16 protein-coding genes and 1 pseudogene are annotated in these 18,925 nt (G+C 61.6%); 3 read left to right on the top strand and 14 right to left on the bottom strand.

The window, feature by feature from the left end; translation table 11 throughout:
- Positions 1–108: 108 nt before the first annotated feature.
- The 11 genes from npdG to BO1_RS44670 all read right to left on the bottom strand — a co-directional run bounded on the left by npdG (position 109) and on the right by BO1_RS44670 (position 12,058).
- Positions 109–975, bottom strand: a complete 867-nt coding sequence (npdG, locus tag BO1_RS44735) for an NADPH-dependent F420 reductase (RefSeq protein ID WP_245644078.1) — start codon at positions 973–975, stop codon at positions 109–111.
- Positions 976–1,077: 102 nt separating this feature from the next.
- Positions 1,078–1,692, bottom strand: a complete 615-nt coding sequence (cofC, locus tag BO1_RS56750; protein WP_028223137.1) for a 2-phospho-L-lactate guanylyltransferase — start codon at positions 1,690–1,692, stop codon at positions 1,078–1,080.
- 397 nt (positions 1,693–2,089) lie between these two features.
- Positions 2,090–3,400 (bottom strand): 5-amino-6-(D-ribitylamino)uracil--L-tyrosine 4-hydroxyphenyl transferase CofH, encoded by a 1,311-nt coding sequence (gene cofH, locus BO1_RS44720; RefSeq protein ID WP_218002868.1) that lies wholly within the window; start codon positions 3,398–3,400, stop codon positions 2,090–2,092.
- The gene (gene cofG / locus BO1_RS44715) at positions 3,397–4,557 is read right to left on the bottom strand and encodes a 7,8-didemethyl-8-hydroxy-5-deazariboflavin synthase CofG (protein WP_028223135.1); all 1,161 of its coding nucleotides are present in this window, start codon (positions 4,555–4,557) and stop codon (positions 3,397–3,399) included. Before cofG ends, cofH begins: the two co-directional genes overlap by 4 nt.
- A gap of 67 nt (positions 4,558–4,624) precedes the next feature.
- Positions 4,625–6,046 (bottom strand): dihydropyrimidinase, encoded by a 1,422-nt coding sequence (hydA, locus tag BO1_RS44710; RefSeq protein WP_028223134.1) that lies wholly within the window; start codon positions 6,044–6,046, stop codon positions 4,625–4,627.
- 748 nt (positions 6,047–6,794) lie between these two features.
- On the bottom strand, positions 6,795–8,042 hold the full coding sequence (locus BO1_RS55425) for an NAD(P)/FAD-dependent oxidoreductase (protein WP_043288956.1): 1,248 nt from the start codon (positions 8,040–8,042) through the stop codon (positions 6,795–6,797).
- Between the two features lie 26 nt (positions 8,043–8,068).
- Entirely contained in the window at positions 8,069–8,278 is a 210-nt protein-coding gene (locus BO1_RS44690; RefSeq protein ID WP_028223131.1) for a ferredoxin, read from the bottom strand.
- A complete protein-coding gene (locus BO1_RS44685) occupies positions 8,275–9,390 on the bottom strand; it encodes an aromatic ring-hydroxylating oxygenase subunit alpha (protein WP_028223130.1) in 1,116 nt (371 codons plus the stop codon). Before BO1_RS44685 ends, BO1_RS44690 begins: the two co-directional genes overlap by 4 nt.
- A gap of 132 nt (positions 9,391–9,522) precedes the next feature.
- Positions 9,523–10,581, bottom strand: a complete 1,059-nt coding sequence (locus tag BO1_RS44680; protein WP_028223129.1) for an aromatic ring-hydroxylating oxygenase subunit alpha — start codon at positions 10,579–10,581, stop codon at positions 9,523–9,525.
- Between the two features lie 100 nt (positions 10,582–10,681).
- Positions 10,682–11,653 (bottom strand): PDR/VanB family oxidoreductase, encoded by a 972-nt coding sequence (locus BO1_RS44675; protein ID WP_028223128.1) that lies wholly within the window; start codon positions 11,651–11,653, stop codon positions 10,682–10,684.
- A 15-nt stretch (positions 11,654–11,668) separates the two neighbouring features.
- Positions 11,669–12,058 (bottom strand): VOC family protein, encoded by a 390-nt coding sequence (locus tag BO1_RS44670; RefSeq protein ID WP_028223127.1) that lies wholly within the window; start codon positions 12,056–12,058, stop codon positions 11,669–11,671.
- Between the two features lie 245 nt (positions 12,059–12,303).
- Here BO1_RS44670 and BO1_RS61615 point away from each other — a divergent pair.
- The 3 genes and pseudogenes from BO1_RS61615 to BO1_RS55420 form a co-directional block, all read left to right on the top strand.
- A pseudogene (locus BO1_RS61615) lies at positions 12,304–12,561 on the top strand (IS3 family transposase); the annotation flags it as partial.
- Positions 12,562–13,179: 618 nt separating this feature from the next.
- Complete coding sequence (locus BO1_RS44665; RefSeq protein WP_043288953.1) at positions 13,180–14,619, top strand: aminotransferase-like domain-containing protein; 1,440 nt, start codon at positions 13,180–13,182, stop codon at positions 14,617–14,619.
- Between the two features lie 48 nt (positions 14,620–14,667).
- Positions 14,668–15,408: a TetR/AcrR family transcriptional regulator gene (locus tag BO1_RS55420; protein ID WP_063744760.1), complete on the top strand. Its 741-nt coding sequence runs from the start codon at positions 14,668–14,670 to the stop codon at positions 15,406–15,408.
- 403 nt (positions 15,409–15,811) lie between these two features.
- Here the strand turns inward: BO1_RS55420 and BO1_RS55415 are convergent, their stop codons facing one another.
- From BO1_RS55415 to BO1_RS55405, 3 genes are read right to left on the bottom strand one after another with little or no spacing between them, the layout of a single operon-like run.
- Positions 15,812–17,014, bottom strand: coding sequence for an aromatic ring-hydroxylating oxygenase subunit alpha (locus BO1_RS55415; protein ID WP_084688769.1), 1,203 nt, complete (start codon positions 17,012–17,014; stop codon positions 15,812–15,814).
- A 42-nt stretch (positions 17,015–17,056) separates the two neighbouring features.
- Positions 17,057–17,272, bottom strand: coding sequence for a ferredoxin (locus BO1_RS55410; RefSeq protein WP_218002867.1), 216 nt, complete (start codon positions 17,270–17,272; stop codon positions 17,057–17,059).
- Between the two features lie 19 nt (positions 17,273–17,291).
- The gene (locus BO1_RS55405; protein WP_043288950.1) at positions 17,292–18,509 is read right to left on the bottom strand and encodes an NAD(P)/FAD-dependent oxidoreductase; all 1,218 of its coding nucleotides are present in this window, start codon (positions 18,507–18,509) and stop codon (positions 17,292–17,294) included.
- Between the last annotated feature and the right edge of the window lie 416 nt (positions 18,510–18,925).

Raw genomic sequence — 18,925 nt, 5'->3', positions numbered from 1 at the left:
GCGCCTCGGCCAGGCGCACCAGCGCGCGAGCACGGTCGGGCTCCACGAAGCCCTTGAAACAAATGCCAAATTGCATGTCGTTCCTCCTGAGTAAAGACTTAAAGTAAGTTATGCGGGTAGTCCCGGCGCCCAGATACGAATGCCGGCATGGCTGAACGGAACCTTCTTGCTGATATTGAGGCGAATTAACAGCGGCGTGATGGCCTCCACGCAACGCGCGGCTGACGCGGGCCCGGCGTAGTACGTGCTGACACCGATGCGGCCGACCAACTCCATCACTGCCTCGGCGGCTTCGATGTCGTTGCCGCACACCAGGACATCGCAATTGATTGGCTGATCGATATGGTTGAGCGAATGCGCGGAGACGTTGTGCAGCGCGCCGACCACGCGAACCTCGTCGCCCAGCAGGGCTTGCGCGGCCTCCGTGGCCGAACCTTCCGGCGGCATGGCGACGCGCTTGGGGTCACCCGGCGCAAGCGGCACCACGAGGTCGACCAGTATCTTTCCGTCAAGCGCCGGCGCGATGGCGCGTAGCGTGGCATCGTGGCCGGCATAGGGCACCGCCAGCATGACGAGCCGGTCGGCGGCCATCACGGCGTCGCTGTTTTCGAAACCGTCAATGCGCGCGCTGAGCGGCAGTCCTGCGAGTTTCGCATTGAGATCGCGCGCGATTTCCGCGCTGCGCGCGCCATCGCGCGAGCCGAGCGCGACATTGATTCCCGCCATCGCGAACCGCAAGGCTAGCCCCTGCCCTTGCGGCCCTGTACCGCCAAGAATGGCTATGGTCATTGAAACAAGTCCTCCTTCAAGGGGCGCACCAGTTGGCTGGCATGAGCGCCGTTGTCGATCTCCCAGCTCAGCCCGCGCACGAGCACGAGCACCACGGGCGTAACGCTGTCCTTGCCGATCCGCAGTCCGGCCGCCGCTGCTGCTTCGTCGGCGAACGCCGGCCGCGAAACCGGCGTCGAGCCTCAATACGCCTCCACCGGGCCGATCCCGTTGATGAGCATCGGCACGTTGGCTGCGCCGATGGCCACGTTGTCTTGCGCGGGTCCTTGCCGCTCAACGATCCCTTGACTACCGCGAGGGGAGGCGACGCCCACGCGCGTGGGCGAGCACGAGGCAATCGTCGATGGTATCGATATCGCGTGCGAGAAACGGCAATCTGCAGCGTGCCACACTAAGTTCGCATTCCTGTGCACTACGCGTGTGCAGTGCCGCGGACTGCGGCCCGTAGTGAAAGATGAAAGGCTGTGGCGGCGCAAGCGCGAGGTAGTTGGTGCCACCGTCGTGCGACTCCGCGAGTGTGAGCTCGTAGCGCTGCGACAGTGCCAGCAACCGTCGCACCTCGGCGCGAAGCCAAACCGGAACGTCGCCCGGTACGATCACGAGCCGCTCGTAACCGCCAGCCGATGCGTGCCGCAAGGCCAGCCCGGCCGCGGCGTTCAGGCCGGCCTCGCGCGCCTCGAGCAGCACGCCCGCACCGTGCCGTGCCGCCAACGTAACGACCTGCGTCGTGTCGTCAGTCACGGCCACTACGTCGAAATCCGGCCAGTTGCTGCGAAAGAACGCCACGGTGCGCTCGAACAAGCGCATCGCGAGTTGCTCGCGCTGGTGGTCGCCCATTGCCGGGGCAAGGCGCGTCTTGGCGCGCGCCGGCGCTTTCATCGGAATGGCGAGAAGCGTCTTCATCTCGTGGCCTCCGTGTGGATCTCTCTATGAATGGGTTGGCCCAAGGGATGTCCTTCGCGCGTCCGCGCCAACACGGTACCGGCCAGCCTGGCCGAAGCCGTGCACGACGGATTCCGGGTTTCGGCGCGCAAGCGCGCCGGACAGTTCGCCGCCAAGCCCCCGCTGTCGGCCCGACCGTCGACATGGGTCACCCTCCACGCCCGGGCCCTGCGTTGGGTCGACCTTTCCGCTCGGTGTGCGGGGCCGTGTGCCGAGGTCCGGACAGACGTGCCACATGTAGCAATCCTCATCATTCCAGATACTGGCGATGATGCTCACGCTGCCGGCTTCACCGAGGACCATGCAAGTGCCGCTCACGCCGCCGGCCGGCAGTGCGATGCGCGCGCGATGGTCGGCCTCACGCATGGACTCGCTCCTGCCTGTCGCACGTCGACTGCGGCCGCTTTTGCAAGAACAGGATCGGATCATAGGCACGCGCCTTCAGTGGCGGCAATGCCACCGGATCATGGTCGATGTAGCGTTCGAGTGGAACATACAGCGTACTGCGGCGCACCGGTTCGCGCCCGGCGTCGCGGATAATGCTCACCATCTCGGCCGCCGTGATTTCCTCGCCGAACGACGCGCCCGCCGACCGGGAGATCGATTCGTCCATCAGCGTGCCGCCGAAGTCATTGGCGCCGGCAGCCAGCAGCGCCTGCCCGGTCTGCGGTCCAAGCTTGACCCACGACACCTGGATGTTGTCGATCCAACCCGCCAGCATCAGGCGGGCGATCGCGTGCACCTTGATGTGCTCGGTCAGCGTGGCACCGGCACGCACGCCCGGAATCTCGCGTTCCATGTACAGCGGCGCCTCGCTGTGCACGAAGCCCAGCGGCACGAATTCGGTGAAGCCCCCGGTCTCCTTCTGGATGCTGCGCAGCAGGTCGATATGCGCGGCCCAGTGGCGCGGCCCATCCACATGCCCGTACATCATGGTCGACGTACTGCGCAGGCCCACGCCATGCGCGGCGCGCACGATTTCCACCCACGCCTCGGCGGACAGCTTGTTACGCGTCAGTTGGCGACGCACCTCGGTATCGAGGATCTCCGCAGCCGTGCCCGGAATCGAACCGAGGCCTGCGGCCTTCAGTTCGCGCAGGTAGTCGGCGGGCGCCTGGTGGCGCTTCTTCGAGCCGTACCAGATCTCGAACGGCGAGAATGCGTGGACATGCATCTGCGGCACCCGAGCCTTGATCGCGGCGAGAATGTCGAGATAATGGTGATCCGTCAGGTCTGGATGCAGTCCCCCTTGGATACAGACCTCGGTCGCGCCGCGCTGCGCGGCCACTTCCGCGCGCCTTGTCACTTCGTCGAGCGCTAGCAACTCGGCGCCATCCTCCTCGCGCCGCTTGGCGAAGCCGCAGAAGCGGCACCCCATGTAGCAGACGTTGGTGAAGTTGATATTGCGGGTGACCACGAAGCTGACGGCGTCGCCCACCCGCTCGCGCCGCACGTGGTCGGCGGCGGCGACCACCGCCTTGAGGTCGTCGCCATCGGCCTCGAACAGCACCTGGCCTTCGTCAAGCGAAATCTCCGCGCCTTCCAGGTGGCGCGACAGGATGCGGCGCACGGCGGGCGACGCCGCGCCCCCCAATAGTGCAGCCGGGTCGCCGCCGTTGCGGCGGGATGCCAGGAACGCCAGCCAGTCAAGATCGGTCATTGTGTTCATGCGTTGCACTCCTCGGAAGCAGCCACCGGTGCGGCATCGTACTGATGCAGTGCAAGCCCGTCGGGGCGCGCCTGGCAATCCAGTGCCCGCGCGGGCGCGGCACCGACGAAACCGGGCCGATGCAGATAACTCGGATAGACCGTCAACCGCTCCGCGAGCCGGAGGCCGCGGTCGTGGCTGCGCCGCGCAACATCACGGATGGCCGGCCAGGCGCGCTCAGGGTTGATGTGATCGGCCGTCACCGGCGAGATGCCACCCCAGTCGTTAATGCCGGCATCGAGATAGTCCTCGAAGGCTTCGGTCAGATTGGGCGGAGCCTGCAGAGAAATGTCAGCCGGCAGCAGAAGCCGCGCTACCGCCAGCGTGCGCAGCATGTCCTCGTGGCCGGGGTCGCTCCATGTCGCCATCAGCGTGCCTGGCTTCGCGCGAAAGTTCTGGACGATGACTTCCTGGATATGGCCATGGCGCCCATGCAGCTCGGCAATCGCGAACAGACTGTCGATCCGCTCGGCCCATGTTTCACCGATGCCGATCAGGATCCCGGTGGTGGTCGCGATCCGCTGCGCACCGGCCATATCGAGCGTGCGCAGACGCTGTACCGGCACTTTGTCGGGGCAGGCGTAGTGCGCCATGCCCCGCTGCACCAGCCGGCGGCTGACGTTCTCCAGCATCAACCCGACGCTGCCGCACACGGCCTTGAGGCGGATGATCTCGTCACGCGTCAGCGTGCCGGCGTTTACGTGCGGGATCAGCGAAGTCTCGGCCAAGACCCGCTCGCTCATCGCAATGACATAGTCCATCGTGGTGGCGTAGCCGAGCGCATCGAGCGCCGCGCGGGCCTGCGGATATACAAGCTCGGGCTTCTCTCCGAGCGAGAACAGCGCCTCCTTGCATCCGAGAACTTCGCCTCGGCGCGCAATCGCCATGACCTCATCGGGCGTCAGATACCCGGCGCCCGGCTCATCGGGCTGGCGCGCGAACGTGCAGTAGCCGCACTTGTCCCGGCACAGATTGGTCAGCGGAATGAACACCTTGCGGGAGTACGTCACCGTCCCGCCCCACGCTTTCTCGCGCACATTGCGGGCGCTGCGCATTAGCTCCAGCAGTTCGCCCGCGCCGGCCCGATCCAACGCAATTGCTTCGGCTCTGGAAAGCATGTTGCCCCTCCACTGCATCTCGTCAAAAGTGTGCGCCGCAGCGTGCGACACACAAGCCACAACGTGGTCAGGCGACGGACCGCCGCTTGCGCTGCAACGCGTCGAATATCGGGCCGAATCGCTCGCGTTCGACGTAGCGCCCGGCCCCCTTCACCGCGCGCAAGTCTCCCTGCGCGTAGACCACCTTGCCGTTGCTTACCGTATGACTCGGATTACCGCGCACGACGCGGCCCTCGAACACATTGAATCCACCCTTCGCGTACTGCGTGCGCGCCGAGATCGTGCGCGTGGCCTCTGGGTCCCACACCACCACGTCGGCATCGGCGCCGACGACGATGGCCCCCTTGCGCGGGTACATGTTGAAGATTTGCGCAACATTGGCCGACGTGACCTTGACAAACTCGGCGGGGGTCAGGCGACCGCTGTTGACGCCCGCGTCCCAGATCACCGACATGCGATCCTCGACACCGCCGCAGCCGTTGGGGATCCGGGTGAAGTCGTCGCGTCCCAGTGCTTTTTGCTCGGCGCAGAAGGTGCAGTGGTCGGTCGCGGTGGTGTGCAGGTGGCCGGCCTGCAAGCCGTTCCACAACGCCGCCTGGTGCGCCTTCGAACGGAACGGCGGGCTCATCACATAGCCGGCGGCCACGTCGAAGTCGGGGTGCTCGTATACGGAGTCGTCGATCACCAGATGACCGGCCAGCGCCTCGCCGAACACACGCTGGCCGCGCGAGCGGGCCAGTGCGATCGCCTCCACCGACTCGGCGCACGACACGTGCACGATGTAGACCGGCGTATTCATGACGTTGGCGATAGCGATCGCGCGCTGTACAGCCTCCGCCTCCACCACGGGCGGGCGCGACAGGGGATGCGCCTGCGGGCCCGTCAAGCCGGCCTTCAGCAGCTCCTGCTGCAACTGGAAAACCAGCTCCCCGTTCTCGGCGTGAACCGTCGGCACGGCGCCGAGTTCAAGCGCGCGGCGGAAGCTCTTCACGAGGATTTCGTCGTCTGCCATGATGGCGTTCTTGTACGCCATGAAGTGCTTGAAGCTGTTCACGCCTTGGTGGTTCGCGAGTGTCCCCATGTCGGCATGGACCGATTCGTCCCACCACGTCACCGCGACGTGAAATGTGTAATCGCTGCACGCCTGTTCCGCCCATCCGCGCCACTTCTTGAACGCCTCCATCAGCGATTCCCGTGGGGACGGAATCACGAAGTCCATGATGGTTGTGGTGCCACCCGCCAGCCCCGCCGCCGTGCCCGTGAAAAAGTCGTCGGCCGTCACCGTGCCCATGAACGGCAGCTGCATGTGCGTATGGGGGTCGATGCCGCCCGGCATCACGTACTGACCGCCAGCGTCGATCACATCGGTGTTGGCGCTCGCCTCCAGGCCCGTGCCGACAGCCACGATCCTGCCCTCTTCGCACAGCACGTCAGCACGTGTTTCGCCGTCGGCATTGACGACCACGCCCCCTCTAATCAATACGCTCATTTCAGGCTCCACGTCTGAGTGTTGTACTTAGTTATGCCGATCTTGCTTTGGCGATGTCCCGACGACACGCACCACAAACCCGCAGTAGCGTCGAGCCGCGACTTGCCAAGGATGTCCGTGCAATGCATCTCTTGCGCCGACACCAGCATGCGCGCGGCGATGAATAGATGGTAAGGAACGTTGCGAACGGTGGACATGGACGGCAGGGCGATTAGCGTGCCTACCGTCCTTGCCGCGCGGGGCAACTGTGCAGACGGCGGCAGCAACACAGTCGAAAATCGATTTCAGGGCGCGCGGCCCAAGCTCACCGGCATCGACGCTGTTTCAACGGACGGCCTTGTCCGGTTGACCGTCGAGTTGGATCAAATGCGGTGATGAAGAAGAACGACTCGCGACCCTCATGTTTCCCGCTTTCGAGCTGCGGTCGCCAGTCGGGCGGTGCGCCGGCATTCCCGCTTCAACCGGCGCCTGGGCGGCCAAGGAACTGCTGCTTGAGCGGCGCGGGTCGGCGACCGCCGAGTCGATCCACTGCCGGTGTGACCGGTTCGCGATGCGCCGGCTCGTGGATGAGCATGGCGTTGAACCCGGCGTGCCGCCGCAGAACCCGGTATGGCATAGCCGGATCATGAGCGACGATGCGGGGCCGGGTCTGCGAGCGGGCCTGAGAACCGCGAGGCCAAATACCCTGCTTCATAGTCTTTTGCAGAGCTTCAATAACGATCCTGAAAGCCCGATTTACCAACTCTTTCTACGTGGTTGCCGCGCTCCATGGGACACCATGGCCCATGGCTTCGAGTGCGAGGTCCCAACGGGTCCCCGTTTCGATCTGCTGCTTGGCGAGCATCAGGGCTTTCGGTTCGTTCAGTGCCAGCGCGCCGCACAGCTGGTCGCCCTTCCGGTAGTAGGCAAGGAAACGTCGATTCTCGAACGCCCCCTTGACGATCTTCACCTCGTCCGCGACTTCCGATCCGGCGAACTGAATGCGATGACCATACTGGTCCGACCAGAAGTAGTTGCTGCCGACGAAGGGGGTCCTGCCTTCATGGCCCGCCAGCATGTTCCGCGCGACGTGGCGGCCTTGCTCGGCGGCATTCGTCCACTGCTCGCAACGCATCCCGCGTCCGAACAGGCCGTTCGGCCACCACGCCACGTCTCCGGCCGCGTAAATGCCCGGCGGTCCCGCCGACAGCGTTGCATCGCACACGATGCCATTCGCAAGCTCAAGGCCCGAGCCCTCGAGCCAGCCAATATTCGGCGCCGAGCCAATGCCGATGACGAGGATATCGCACGGGATACGCTCGCCGTTGGTGAGCAGCAATTCCTCAACGCGCCCTTGACCGAAGATTTCCTCGATGGATACGCTACAGAGCAATCTCGCGCCGTGATCCGCGTGCAGCGCGGACAACATCCCGCCCATCTCCGGTCCGACCGCACGCTCCAGCGGGGTGGCGGCCAGGTTGACGATGGTCGTTTCCAGCCCCAATGAACGCGCGGCCGACGCGACTTCCGCCCCGATGAAGCCGGCGCCCAGAATCACCACCCGCGGCGCTCCGTTTTGAAGCGCCGCGCGAAGCCTGAGCGCGTCCTCGACGCGGCCAAGCGTGTAGATCCCCTCGAGATCCGACTTCAACGGAAAGGGACGCGGGGAGGCACCCGTGCAGATAAGCAAGTCATCGAAGGCGATCGCGGACCCGTTCGTCAAGACCTCACGTTCACGGATACGCAGACCGGTCGCCCGGCGCGACAGGTACATGTCGACCTGGTGCTCGCGGTAAAACGCGTCATCCCGGTACAGGACGTCGCCGAGCTCCTTCTTACCAAGCAGCACATCCTTCGAAAGCGGCGGCCGGTCATACGGCAAGTGCGGCTCCGCCGTCACGATCGCGATCCTGCCGTCATGCCCTCCCCGCCGTAGCTCCTCGGTACAGCGCAGCGCGGCCAGGCCGCCGCCGACGATCACCACCCGCCGGTTCGTTGACTTGATCGGATTCTGCATGGTGCCTCCTACCTCCTGCTTTCTCGTTACTCAGTGGGCGCCAAGTCGGTCAGGCGAATGGCCTCGACCGGGCAGCATGCCATCGCGTCTTGCGCTTCCTTGATATCGTCGGGGCTGGTGCACTCGCTCTTGATTACGATCAGGCGCGAGTTCCCGTCGAGATCGAAAAGGGTTGGCGCGAGGGAAATGCACATGCCTGCGCAAATGCACTTCTTCATGTCAACGTCGATTCTCATTTGGCACTCTCCCCTTGGAGGTGGATTGCCGGCTTCGCCAGTTCCTTCGCGAGTTCGAGCAGCCACATACGGTATTCGACCGAGTACTTGTCGACACCCTTGACGTGCATCTCCTTCGTCAGGTCCTCCGGCAGTTCCTCCGGTCGCTGCGACTCCACCACCCAACGGTCCTGGTCGTAGATGAACTTGACGAAGTCGCCGAGCTCTTGATCTACGTTGCTCGGATCGCCGAAATCGCGGTGCGAGACGGTGAAGTTGCGGATCTTCTTGGGCCCCATCGGCGTGGGGTGGAACAGCAGGTGGTACCTGTTGCCGTCCTGGAACAAGATGTCGTACACGCAGGTCAACGGCATGAACACGCGCCATTTGAAGTACATGCGCAGATAGGGATCGGCCGGCTTGTCTTTCCCGCCCCACGCCGCCGAATCGATCGGCACGCCCACCCACGCGCCTTCGCCCTGGACGTTCTCGAGCTTGTTGTAGTTACGGAATACGTCGTGCGGCGGCACTTCCGGAGCGCTACGCTCCCCGAGATAGCGGTCGTGGAGGATCGCGAAGTGCGAATAGTCGGTGTAGTTCTCGACGCGGCGCGGGGCGCTGCAGTCCCAGTCTTCGGCCGGCGAGACGGCCACGTAGTGGAAATCGGGGTTGTCCCAGACCGGGTATTCCGGAAGCGGGAAGTGCGCCTTGTCTTCGAGGCAAACCCAAACCATGCCGTACTTCTCGACCGACTGGTACTTGCGGGTTCGGGCGCGCAGCTGCCCGGCAAGATCGGGGCGCTGCGGGGCGAGCGTCAGTTCGCCTTCCTGGTTGAATTGCCAGCCGTGATACGGGCATTCCAGACGGGAACCATCTCGGACATGCCCGAGCGAAAGCCGCGTGCCGCGGTGCGGACAAATATCGTCGAATACCGAGATCTCGCCGTTGAGCCGCACGATCACGATATCCTGCTCCAGCAGCGTAAAGCCGACCGGCTTGTCGGTCACCTCGTGCGAGTAAGCAACGACATGCCAGAAGTGGCGAAGCGAACGATACACCCGCGCCTCGCCCTCCACGTCCAATTCATTGGCCCGGCTCAGAACCGGGGCTTCCTTCAGTTTCGGAACACTCACTTCTTGTCTCCTTGCTGTTGACGGACGCTAGCGTAGTGAGCACACGACACGCCTGTGCCCACCGACGCCGTCATCCGGGGTTGCCTGCGCCAACGCACAAGCCTGGATTCGCGGTTGACGGGACGGCGCCCGTCAGCTCTTCTGCGATGCAGTGAAGTTTTCGAACAGCCAGCGGCGGTATTCGATCGACACGATGTCGGAGCCGCGTACTGGAATCTCGCGATCGTCCCGGCTATCGCCGTTGAAGCTGAACCACTTCGGTTGCTGCGATTCGATGATGGCCTTGTCCTCGCCGAGGATCGTGTCTTCCAGCTCCATGAAGAACCGATCCTCCATCGGCTCCGTGCGGAAGTCGCGAGCCTGCCACCAGAAAATGCGCGTGAGGTTCTCCGTAACCGGCGAGGCGCTCATGAACAGCACGTAGCGCTTGTCATTCGGCATGCGGAAACTCGCATGCACCGTTGCCGGCAGGTAGATGTGATAGGCGTTGACGGGCGTGGCCTTGTCCGCTTCCCGGACGGGGAACAGGAACTTGTAAAGGTCGGGATTGGGCGGCAGGTAGCCGCTGCGGTCGAAGCGCAGGATGTGGCCTTCGCGCCAGACCTTTACCGTCTCCACGGCGGGGTTGTCCCGGGCGCCGATGGTGCCGTCGTGAACGTAGGGGAAATGGGCGAAGTCGACGAAATTCTCGAGCCGGCGCGGCGCGCTGGTCGCCCACTCGTAGTTCGGGCCCTGTTGGACGCGGAAGCTCGGATCGCTCAGCTCCGGGAAATCCGGCGGCGGCGCGATCGGCTGTTCGAGTGCCACCCAGATGATCCCGACATGCTCGGCCGCGTAATAGCGATCGATCGAGACATTCATGGTGTCGGTCAACTCTTCGCGCGCCGGAATCCGGACGCACTTTCCCTTGCCATCGAATCGCCAGCCGTGATACGGGCATTCGATTGCGCCATCCACGACGTTACCCAGCCCCAGCGCCGTGCCTTTGTGGGGGCACCGTCCATGCATCGCGCGGACCTGGCCATCAAGGCGCGCGATGACCACCGATTCGCCCAACAGCGTTACGCCGAGCGGCTTGTCCTTCAGCTGACCCGAGTAGGCGACTGCATGCCAGTACTTGCGCATCGCGGTGAACAGCTCCGGCTTTTCACCCTTCTCGACGTCAATTTTTATATCTGCAAGATTCGTCATATCGATTGCTCTCTCATCAAATGAAAATAGGCGATGCCTTCAACCAACCGGGTTACACCCTTGCACCGGCCACACGCTCTTTTGCCCCACAGCTCTCGCTCTAGATGTCCAGAGTCAGTGCTTCGCCCTTGCACCGCGACACACAAATCATCATGGTCTGGTTCGACGCGCGTTCCTCCGGCGTCAGCACGTGATCTCGATGGTCGGGTACGCCTTCGACCACCCTGGTTTCACATGTCCCGCAAATGCCTTGCTGGCAAGACGACAGCATGGGCACCCCGTTCTCCTTCAACACGTCGAGAATCGACCGGTTCGGCGGCACAACGAAAGTCTTGCCTTGCCTAGACAGCCTGACAGTGAACGCCGCGCCCTCGCCCACGGTGGCCGCCGCCGGCGCCTTGAAGTACTCGACGTGAACGCGCTCAGGCGGCAAGCCGGCGAACGTCGCCGAAAAGGCATCCATCAACGGCACCGGGCCACAGCAGTAGAAGTCAGAGTCCGATCGGTGGCCGGCCAGCACATCGTCCAGATTGAGGGACGTCGCCCCGGGTTCGCCGTCGAAAACACAATGGAGCCTGCCCTTCGGGTAGCTGGCTGTCGCCAGCTCCTCCAACTCGCGCAGGAATGCAGCCCTTGCCGGCACACGAGCGCAGTAATAGAAGTCCCAGCTGAGCCCGAGTTCGCACAGCCGCCGGACCATCGACAGCAAGGGCGTTACGCCGATTCCGCCGGCGACGAGAACCGAGTGCGCCGCGGCCTCATTCAGCGGAAAGTGATTGAGCGGCGCGGTTACGGTCAAGCGACTGCCGAGCGTCACGGAATCGTGCATGTACATCGAACCGCCAGCGCCGCCCGCATCGCGATGGACGGCGATCACGTACCGATGACGCTCAAGAGCGTTTGTCAGCGAGTATTGCCTTATCACGCCGGGCGAGACCTGCACGCCGATATGCGCGCCAGCGGTAAATGCCGGCAGTTCCCCGCTAACCGGCCAAAGCTCGAATGAGCGCACGGTTTCCGCTTCAATTCGGATGCCGCGCACCTCGACTTCAAATGTCTCCGACGATTTCATCGCTCCTCCAGACGCTCAGGGCAAGACGTTATTGATTCGGAATACATTGCCCTCCGGGTCGAGCAGAACCGCCTGATACCAGTGATAGTAGGTTTCATACGGCGCTTTGAGCAGCGTGGCCCCGGCCGCGAGCGCCACGGGTACCAGCTCGTCCACGGCCTCCTTCGTATCGACGTCGAAGTTAAGCAGGAATTTGACGCCACGGGTTTCGCTGAACTGCGAGAGCTGGAGTAATTCGTATGCCTCCGGTGCATTGAAGCCAATGCAGCTCTTTCTGGTGTCAACTCCCCGGAATATCGGAGACCGAATCGATTCGATTTCCTGGAAGCCGAAGACCTGCTGGTAGAAATTGCTTAGCGCCACGATATCGCGGGCGAAAATGTTGACGTAAGAAAGATGTGCCATGTTCTTCTCCTCGGACTGTCGCTCTGATTTCGCCACTGGCGCTGTCACATTCGATGGGACTCGTTACATAATGCGCATTCACAATCGCCCTGAACATGTTCAGTCCGATCTCCTTTTCTCAAACGTTCGGATCCGGCCATTCACCGTACTGGACTAAAAATCTGTACAGCTGCCGCGTGATCTGCCCGGCGATTCTCGGACCCGTTGATACCCGGGGAAATGGCTCCCAACGAAGAAAGGTTTTCATGAAGAAGAACCGGGTCACGGGAGCACAAATGGTCACGATCCTGCACGAGGCGAACAAGGCGCCGGTCGCGTAGGTAACGAAGAAGCAGGAGATCAGCGACCAGACGATCCATGACTGGCGGCACCGTTTCGGCAGCCTGGAAATTGCGGATGTGAAGCCGCTTTAGCGGGGGAATGCGCGGTGGAAGAATATGCTGGCCGAGCGTGACCTCGAACTGGACGTGATGATGCGGTCCGAAGAAGTCAGGCAGGTTAGCTTCATCAGCTCAACGCTGCCTACGTGCACTGAGTTGCGGGGCCAACTCCACTTCTACCGAACGATAAGACATATGCTGGATCGTAGGTCGCGGAAAACAGACCGGACATGCATAGATTCCGGAAGTTTTCCCTACCGTACATAGCCGCGTTTCCAACCGTACAGTTACTAAAAACAACACGGTTCAAAAAGCATCGGGATGCCGTTATCCGTTCAATCGGATTCCGATGATTTGAAACGGGGATTTACCGGTTGACAAATTTTTTACCAAATGGAAAAGTGGGGCCGTCGCCCGCCAAGCCTCACTTTCGCCTGAATTACTGCGAGCGAGACGGGTAAGCGGTGCGGTCAAAGCAACCCGATCGTTTCCCCCACACGGACGGGTGCCATGTCGACACTTGTGCAGGGCTGTTATGGCGGAAGTGGAACCGGCGGCTTTTCCTGGATGAACCGCAACATGTCGCGGAGTGATGTCCCCCCTTCGTAGGGCGCACATTTGTTGTTTGGCTCCACGTCGCTTGATCAGCACGTTCCTGTGAGGGACAAAATGTCAGACAGTCAGTTCGGGTCCACGGCTGCAACAGATAGAGCTGCCACAAGCACTCGAGATTCGACGCTTTTGGAAGAGTTGCACGTCGAACGTCAACGAGGCATCAGCCTGGTCGAACAGATCGTTGCCAAGCTCGAGCAGATGGTGGAGTCGGGCCGACTCCGCGCTGGCACCAAGACGCCTTCGGTCAGGGAGCTTGCAAAACAACTCGGCGTCAGCACATTCACGGTGACCGAGGCCTATGATGTGCTGGTGTCGAACCGCGTTTTGAGTTCGCGGCCGGGTTCTGGATACTTCGTTACGGCAAGGCTAGCCCAAATGCCGGCGCGGCCTGATGAGGCGTCCAGGTCACCCGAAGTTGCAGCGGACGCGTGGCTACCTGTGCTGGTCTGGAATCAAAATCCCGACCTCCTTCCCGTTGGGTCTGGCGTGTTGCCTCCTGAGTGGTGCAGCGAGAGCATGATCCTTCAGGCTGTTCGGCAGGCAATCAAGATGCCGGCGGAACGCCTTGTGGGTTACGGTCATCCGTTAGGATTTCAACGCCTGAGACAACTCCTTGCGCGAGGCTTCACCGAGCGGTTTTGTACTGCATCGCCGGAGCAGATCATACTCACGAATGGCGTTTCACATGGCCTCGATCTGATTGTCAGAAGCCTCCTGAGACCTGGTGATACGGTTCTTGTGGAAGATCCGGCTTATTTCAACATCCACGCTCTGCTACGGAACTACGGCATCAAGATGGTTGCCGTCAGGCGGACACAAGATGGTTTGGATGTCGATCAGCTGGGCAAGCTTGCAGCCGCTCATCGGCCCAAAGCCCTCTTCGTGAACACTGTTCTGCAAAACCCGTTGTCCACGACGCTGACACCCGCTCAATGCTACCGGATCATCGCTCTTGCTGAGCAGTTCGACTTTCTAATCATCGAAGACGATATTTTCCGGGACCTCGCGGCCCCGTCGGATCCGTCACTCGCCTCGCTTGACGGTCTCAACAGGGTAATCTGTCTTGGCGGCTTTTCGAAGACCGTTGCTCCCTCGCTGCGAATCGGGTACATCCTCTGTCCAGTCCGGCTGGTTTCCGAGGTCGTCCGCATCAAGATGACATGTGGCTTGACGACCTCGGAACTGAATGAGCGTTGCATATTCGAGGTTCTATCCGACCCTGGCCACCGCCGATACATCGACAGACTACAGATGCGGCTTTCGAACGAGCGGGAACAGCTTTTGGCGCTGCTGTCCGAAGTGGGAATGACCACATTGGCTACACCGCGTGGCGGACTATTTGTAAGTGCCGGTTGGCGCGTCAAGCCATCGGAGAACTTTAATAGCGAAATGATCACGGCCCGGGGACATGAGGCCGGCATTGGGCTATCGAAGGGAGAACTCTTTTCGCTCGAGAATTTGGAGGATATGGTTTGGTTTCGGTTTAACGTCGCCTATTGCGGCGCGCCCCGGCTTCATCTGTTCCTTCGTGAAATCTCCCAGCGAGCGATGTTCGGATCGACCTAGTGGTTTGCTTCAGCGTTAGCGTCATCAAAGTCAACATTGCGGGCCGAAATGAAGCAAGACCTCACACAGACAACATCAGGCCGATCAAAGTCGCGTCGTGCGGCCATTCGGGATTCGTTGGAATCGGAGATACTATTGTCGGCTGAGCGGACATTCGCTCAGTGTGGCTATGAAGGCACTTCGCTGGCGAAGATTGGCGAAGATGTAGGTCTCTCCAAGCAGAATCTTTTATATTATTTCCCGAGCAAGCGTGCTCTTTACACGCGCGTCCTGGACAATGTGCTCGATGCATGGCTTGAGAGCATGCAGTCGCTCGCGGATGGGAAGCTCGATCCTTCTGAGGCACTTCGTGCCTATATCGCCGCAAAATTGCGTTTCTCGCGGGAAAGGCCTTGGGGGTCTCGCGTCTATGGCATGGAAGTGATCACAGGCGCCAGGTTCTATCGGAAGGATATCAAACGCAAGCTGGTTCCTCATTTGCGTACAGCGATTGAGGTATTCGAGCGTTGGATCAAGGCTGGCGAGATCGCCCCAACGAATGCCACCCATCTGTTTTTTGTGATTTGGGCGATGACTCAGTCCTATGCGGACTTCAGTGTCCAGATGGCGCTCGTCATGAACCGAAGAAGACTGACCATCAAGGACTTTGAGGCGGCAGAGAAATTGATCACTGGAATGGTGCTCGCCGTGATCCGCCCAAAAACGGCCGGACCGGCTATCGCCGTTGCGGAAACAAGTTCCGACACGGTGGAGGTCAAGTCTCCTTTTGAAACACCTGTGGCGCGCTAACCGGCAGCATCAGTTGGCGGCGGTTCGGGCACGGCCGGTTGGGTATAGTGGTCACGCGCAGGCAACTCACGCACTACGCACAACCTCGACTAGCGGACGACGGGCACGCAATTTTCCCTCGTTGGCAGGATAGCCAATGGTCGACAAGGCAAGCGGTTCCCAGTCGGCCAGTATCTTGAGCGTCCTGGAAACGACCTCCGGACAGAAAAGCGGGGCGCACATCCCAGGTCGAACTGCGGCTTCACGTCGACCCAGGAGGCAACATCACCGCAGAAGACCTCTAAGACATGCTGCGGAAGCCGAAGGCCTCAGGTGAATGAGGCGCCTCGCGCCGACTTCCGATTTGGAAGCCAGCTCGCCAATTCCGCTGTGAATCTGCCGTGCACAAGCGACAAGGCCGAATTCAATATTCGCCTTCCTCGTTCAAAACACGATTCAGCGCCTCCGGACCTTCTTTCGCGGCATTCACTATCTCACGCACCCATTTGCGCCAAATAATATCCGGCTTATCCGCGGGAACCGAAACCTCTTCGTGAGCCTCGCCAATCGCGCGGGGACGATGAGAGGCAACCAGCGGCAGGTCTTCCGTTAGCACGATCGATTGCAGCGCCAAGTGCTCCTCTTCTGGCGATCCATCATTCGTATGGCAGGTGAACCAATAGCTCCGGCAGTTTTCCGCATCGATTGGCGTCGCGTGCATAAAAATTTGCGTTTCGCGCGTCTCCGACCATTTGAAGAACAGCAGGACGGTGAACGGCATATGCACGTGGTAGGAACCCGGTCCAAGCATCGTCGACTCGGGTCCACTTGGCGGTCCATAGGTCGCATCGCCCGGGTTATAGGCGAGGAATGTGTCGACCATGAATTCGAGTCTCTTTTTGGTCTGCTTCACCGGATACGGCTTGAATCGGGTATGCGGCGGCCTGCCAAGCGTGCCTTGATGCCCGTATGCGAAGTGCGTCACATCAATGAAATTGCCGATCCGTCGCCCTGCCGATGCAGGCCACAGGTACGGTGCACCCGCGTGACAAGTCATCTCGCTCGAATCCCAGGCCGGGAAGTGGGGAATCGTCGTATCAACGCCGCCCTTCATTCTGACCCAAACCAGGTCGTACTTGACCTCGCATTCGTACTCTTTCAGCTTGGCACGCGCCGGAATGGCGTCCCCTTCCTGCTGTGACGGAATATCGGTACATTTCCCCGCGCTGTTGTAGCACCATCCGTGGTAACGGCACCGCAACTGGTCCCCGTCGATCCAGCCCAAGCCCAAAGACGCCCCCCGGTGCGCGCAGCGGTCGTCAAAAGCGCAGATTCGCCCCCCGAGGTCCGCGATCACGATTCGCTCGCCCAACAACATGGTGGTCATTGGCCCTTTCGCCCCATGCGCGTGCGACCGGAACTCCTTCATCGTCGCCACCGGATGCCAAAAGTACTTCCATGTCTCGGCCGACGAACCAAGATCATATGCAACATCGGGTCGGCTAAGCGGAACCAGCGTCCGGTACTCAGGCGGCTTGCAAGGATTGCCAGGATCGATATTGTCAGACGGGCTAAGCCACTCGGGTGGGTGATAGGACAGGTTTGGGTTCAACCAGTTTTGCGCCATTTTCGTCTCCGATACTTTTGGTAGAGGTGGATTTCGTCATCCCTAATAGAGATTGACTTCTTCGTCATTCTTATAGAGCGTGATGCATTGAGTCGGGCAGCTTTTCGCCGCTTTCAATAACTGCTCGAAAGGGCAGTCAACAGCGCCCGGCAACACGCCCGCCACCCCTGAATCGAGGAGCACGAAGGCCCCGGGCGCCAAACTGGCGCACATTTTCGATCCACAGCATGTGGACTGATCCAGTTCAACTTTGATCACGAACATCTCCTGCGTTTGGTTAATCGACCGTCTTTAACTCACTTTCTATGCTTGCAACTGCCGAGTCGAAGTCGCTGTGATTTTCCAGCGATCGGCGCAGCACCGCGAAGACCTTCGGCGCGTTGATCGCGACCACGCCGGTCAGTCTTGACCCGTACCTGAATGCACCGACGAATGGCCGTTGTTGCGCGTCGCCCGCCAGCGTGACCAGTTCTCCCATGTCGGTTCGGCCCGCCGCCTGGATCCGGCATCCGTACTGGTCGGACCAGAAGTACGGCACCGTCGAAAACGGGCTCGCCCGGCCCGGGCCGGCCAGCAAGTTTCGCGCCGCGTGGCGGCCCTGGTCGGCCGCCACCAGCCACTGCTCCGCGCGCATGACGTCGCCCCACCAGTGATTGGGCCACGCCACGACGTCTCCGGCGCCAAATACGTTGTCCGGTCCGGCGTTCAGGTTCTCGTCGCATAGCAGGCCGTTACTGATCGTCAGGCCCGCACCGGCCAGCCATTCGGTGTTCGGCTCGATGCCAATGCCCACCACCACGATATCCGCCGGTAATTCCCAGCCATCCTCTAGCCGGACGGTCTGCACCCGCTCGCCGCCGCCAAACCCGGCCACGCGCGCGTTGCACACGACGCTCACGCCGAACTCGTCATGCAGTGCGCCCAACACACGTCCGAACTGCGGGCCGACCGCGCGCGCCATTGCCGACCCGGCGAGCTCCACAATGGTGACCTGCACGCCGCACGCTGCCGCGCTCGACGCCACTTCGGAGCCGATGAAACCTGCGCCGATGATGACCATCCGCAGGCCGGGCAGCATCTGCGCCTTCACGGCCAACGCGTCTTCGATGGTCCGCAGCGTGTGGATCCCCGCCAGCGTGACGGGCTGCCTGAGCCGGCGCGGCCGTGCTCCGGTGGCAATGATCAGCCCGTCGAACGGCAGCCAGCGCTCGCCCACCTGCAGACGCCTCGCATGCACATCCAGGGCGCTCGCAGCAGTGCCCAGGCACAGCTCCACGTTGTTGCGATCGAACCAGCCGCAGTCCCGGTAACAAAGCTGTTCGACGCCTATTTCTCCCGTCAGGATCTGCTTCGTCAACGGCGGGCGGTCGTAGGGCAGGTGCGCTTCGCCGCCGACCAGCATGATCTCGCCCCCGAACCCTTCCTGCCGCAGCGTTTCGACCGCGCGCAGTCCCGCCACGCTGCCGCCGACTACGATGACCCGGTTGAGATTCATGGCGTTGTCTCTTGATCGATGTCCGACTGCGAACCTTTGCCGAAAAGGAGCACCGACAATCAACGTTGGAATTGCCGCCCCCAAACGTCTGCGCGCCCCTCGGCCTGTATTGTTGCGACCAAACCTTGTTGCAGCTATAGTCGCCGGTCCAAAACAGGTCGAACATGTGCAGTGGGCGCTTCCCCCCCTCAAGCGTCGCGGCAGGATCCAAAAACCGTCTAGTAGGCGCGAGCTGTACAGTTCGTCCGGACAAACCCGTACCCTCCGCCAGCGCGGGGTTCAATTCCGCCCAAACGATTGCAAGAAAGGAGATCACGGCGCTCGTGACGGGAAATCCGCGTACACGGCGATTCGGATAGCGTGAATGGAACGCCCTGCGCTTAGGGCAAGGCTTTGCTGCCTTCCGGGGTTAAGCG

Origin of the sequence: Paraburkholderia oxyphila NBRC 105797, from assembly GCF_000685075.1 — a bacterium.
GTDB classification, from domain to species: Bacteria; Pseudomonadota; Gammaproteobacteria; order Burkholderiales; family Burkholderiaceae; genus Paraburkholderia; species Paraburkholderia oxyphila.
The sequence above is the reverse complement of the archived record's forward strand: the minus strand, read 5'-3'. Positions and strand labels throughout refer to the sequence as shown.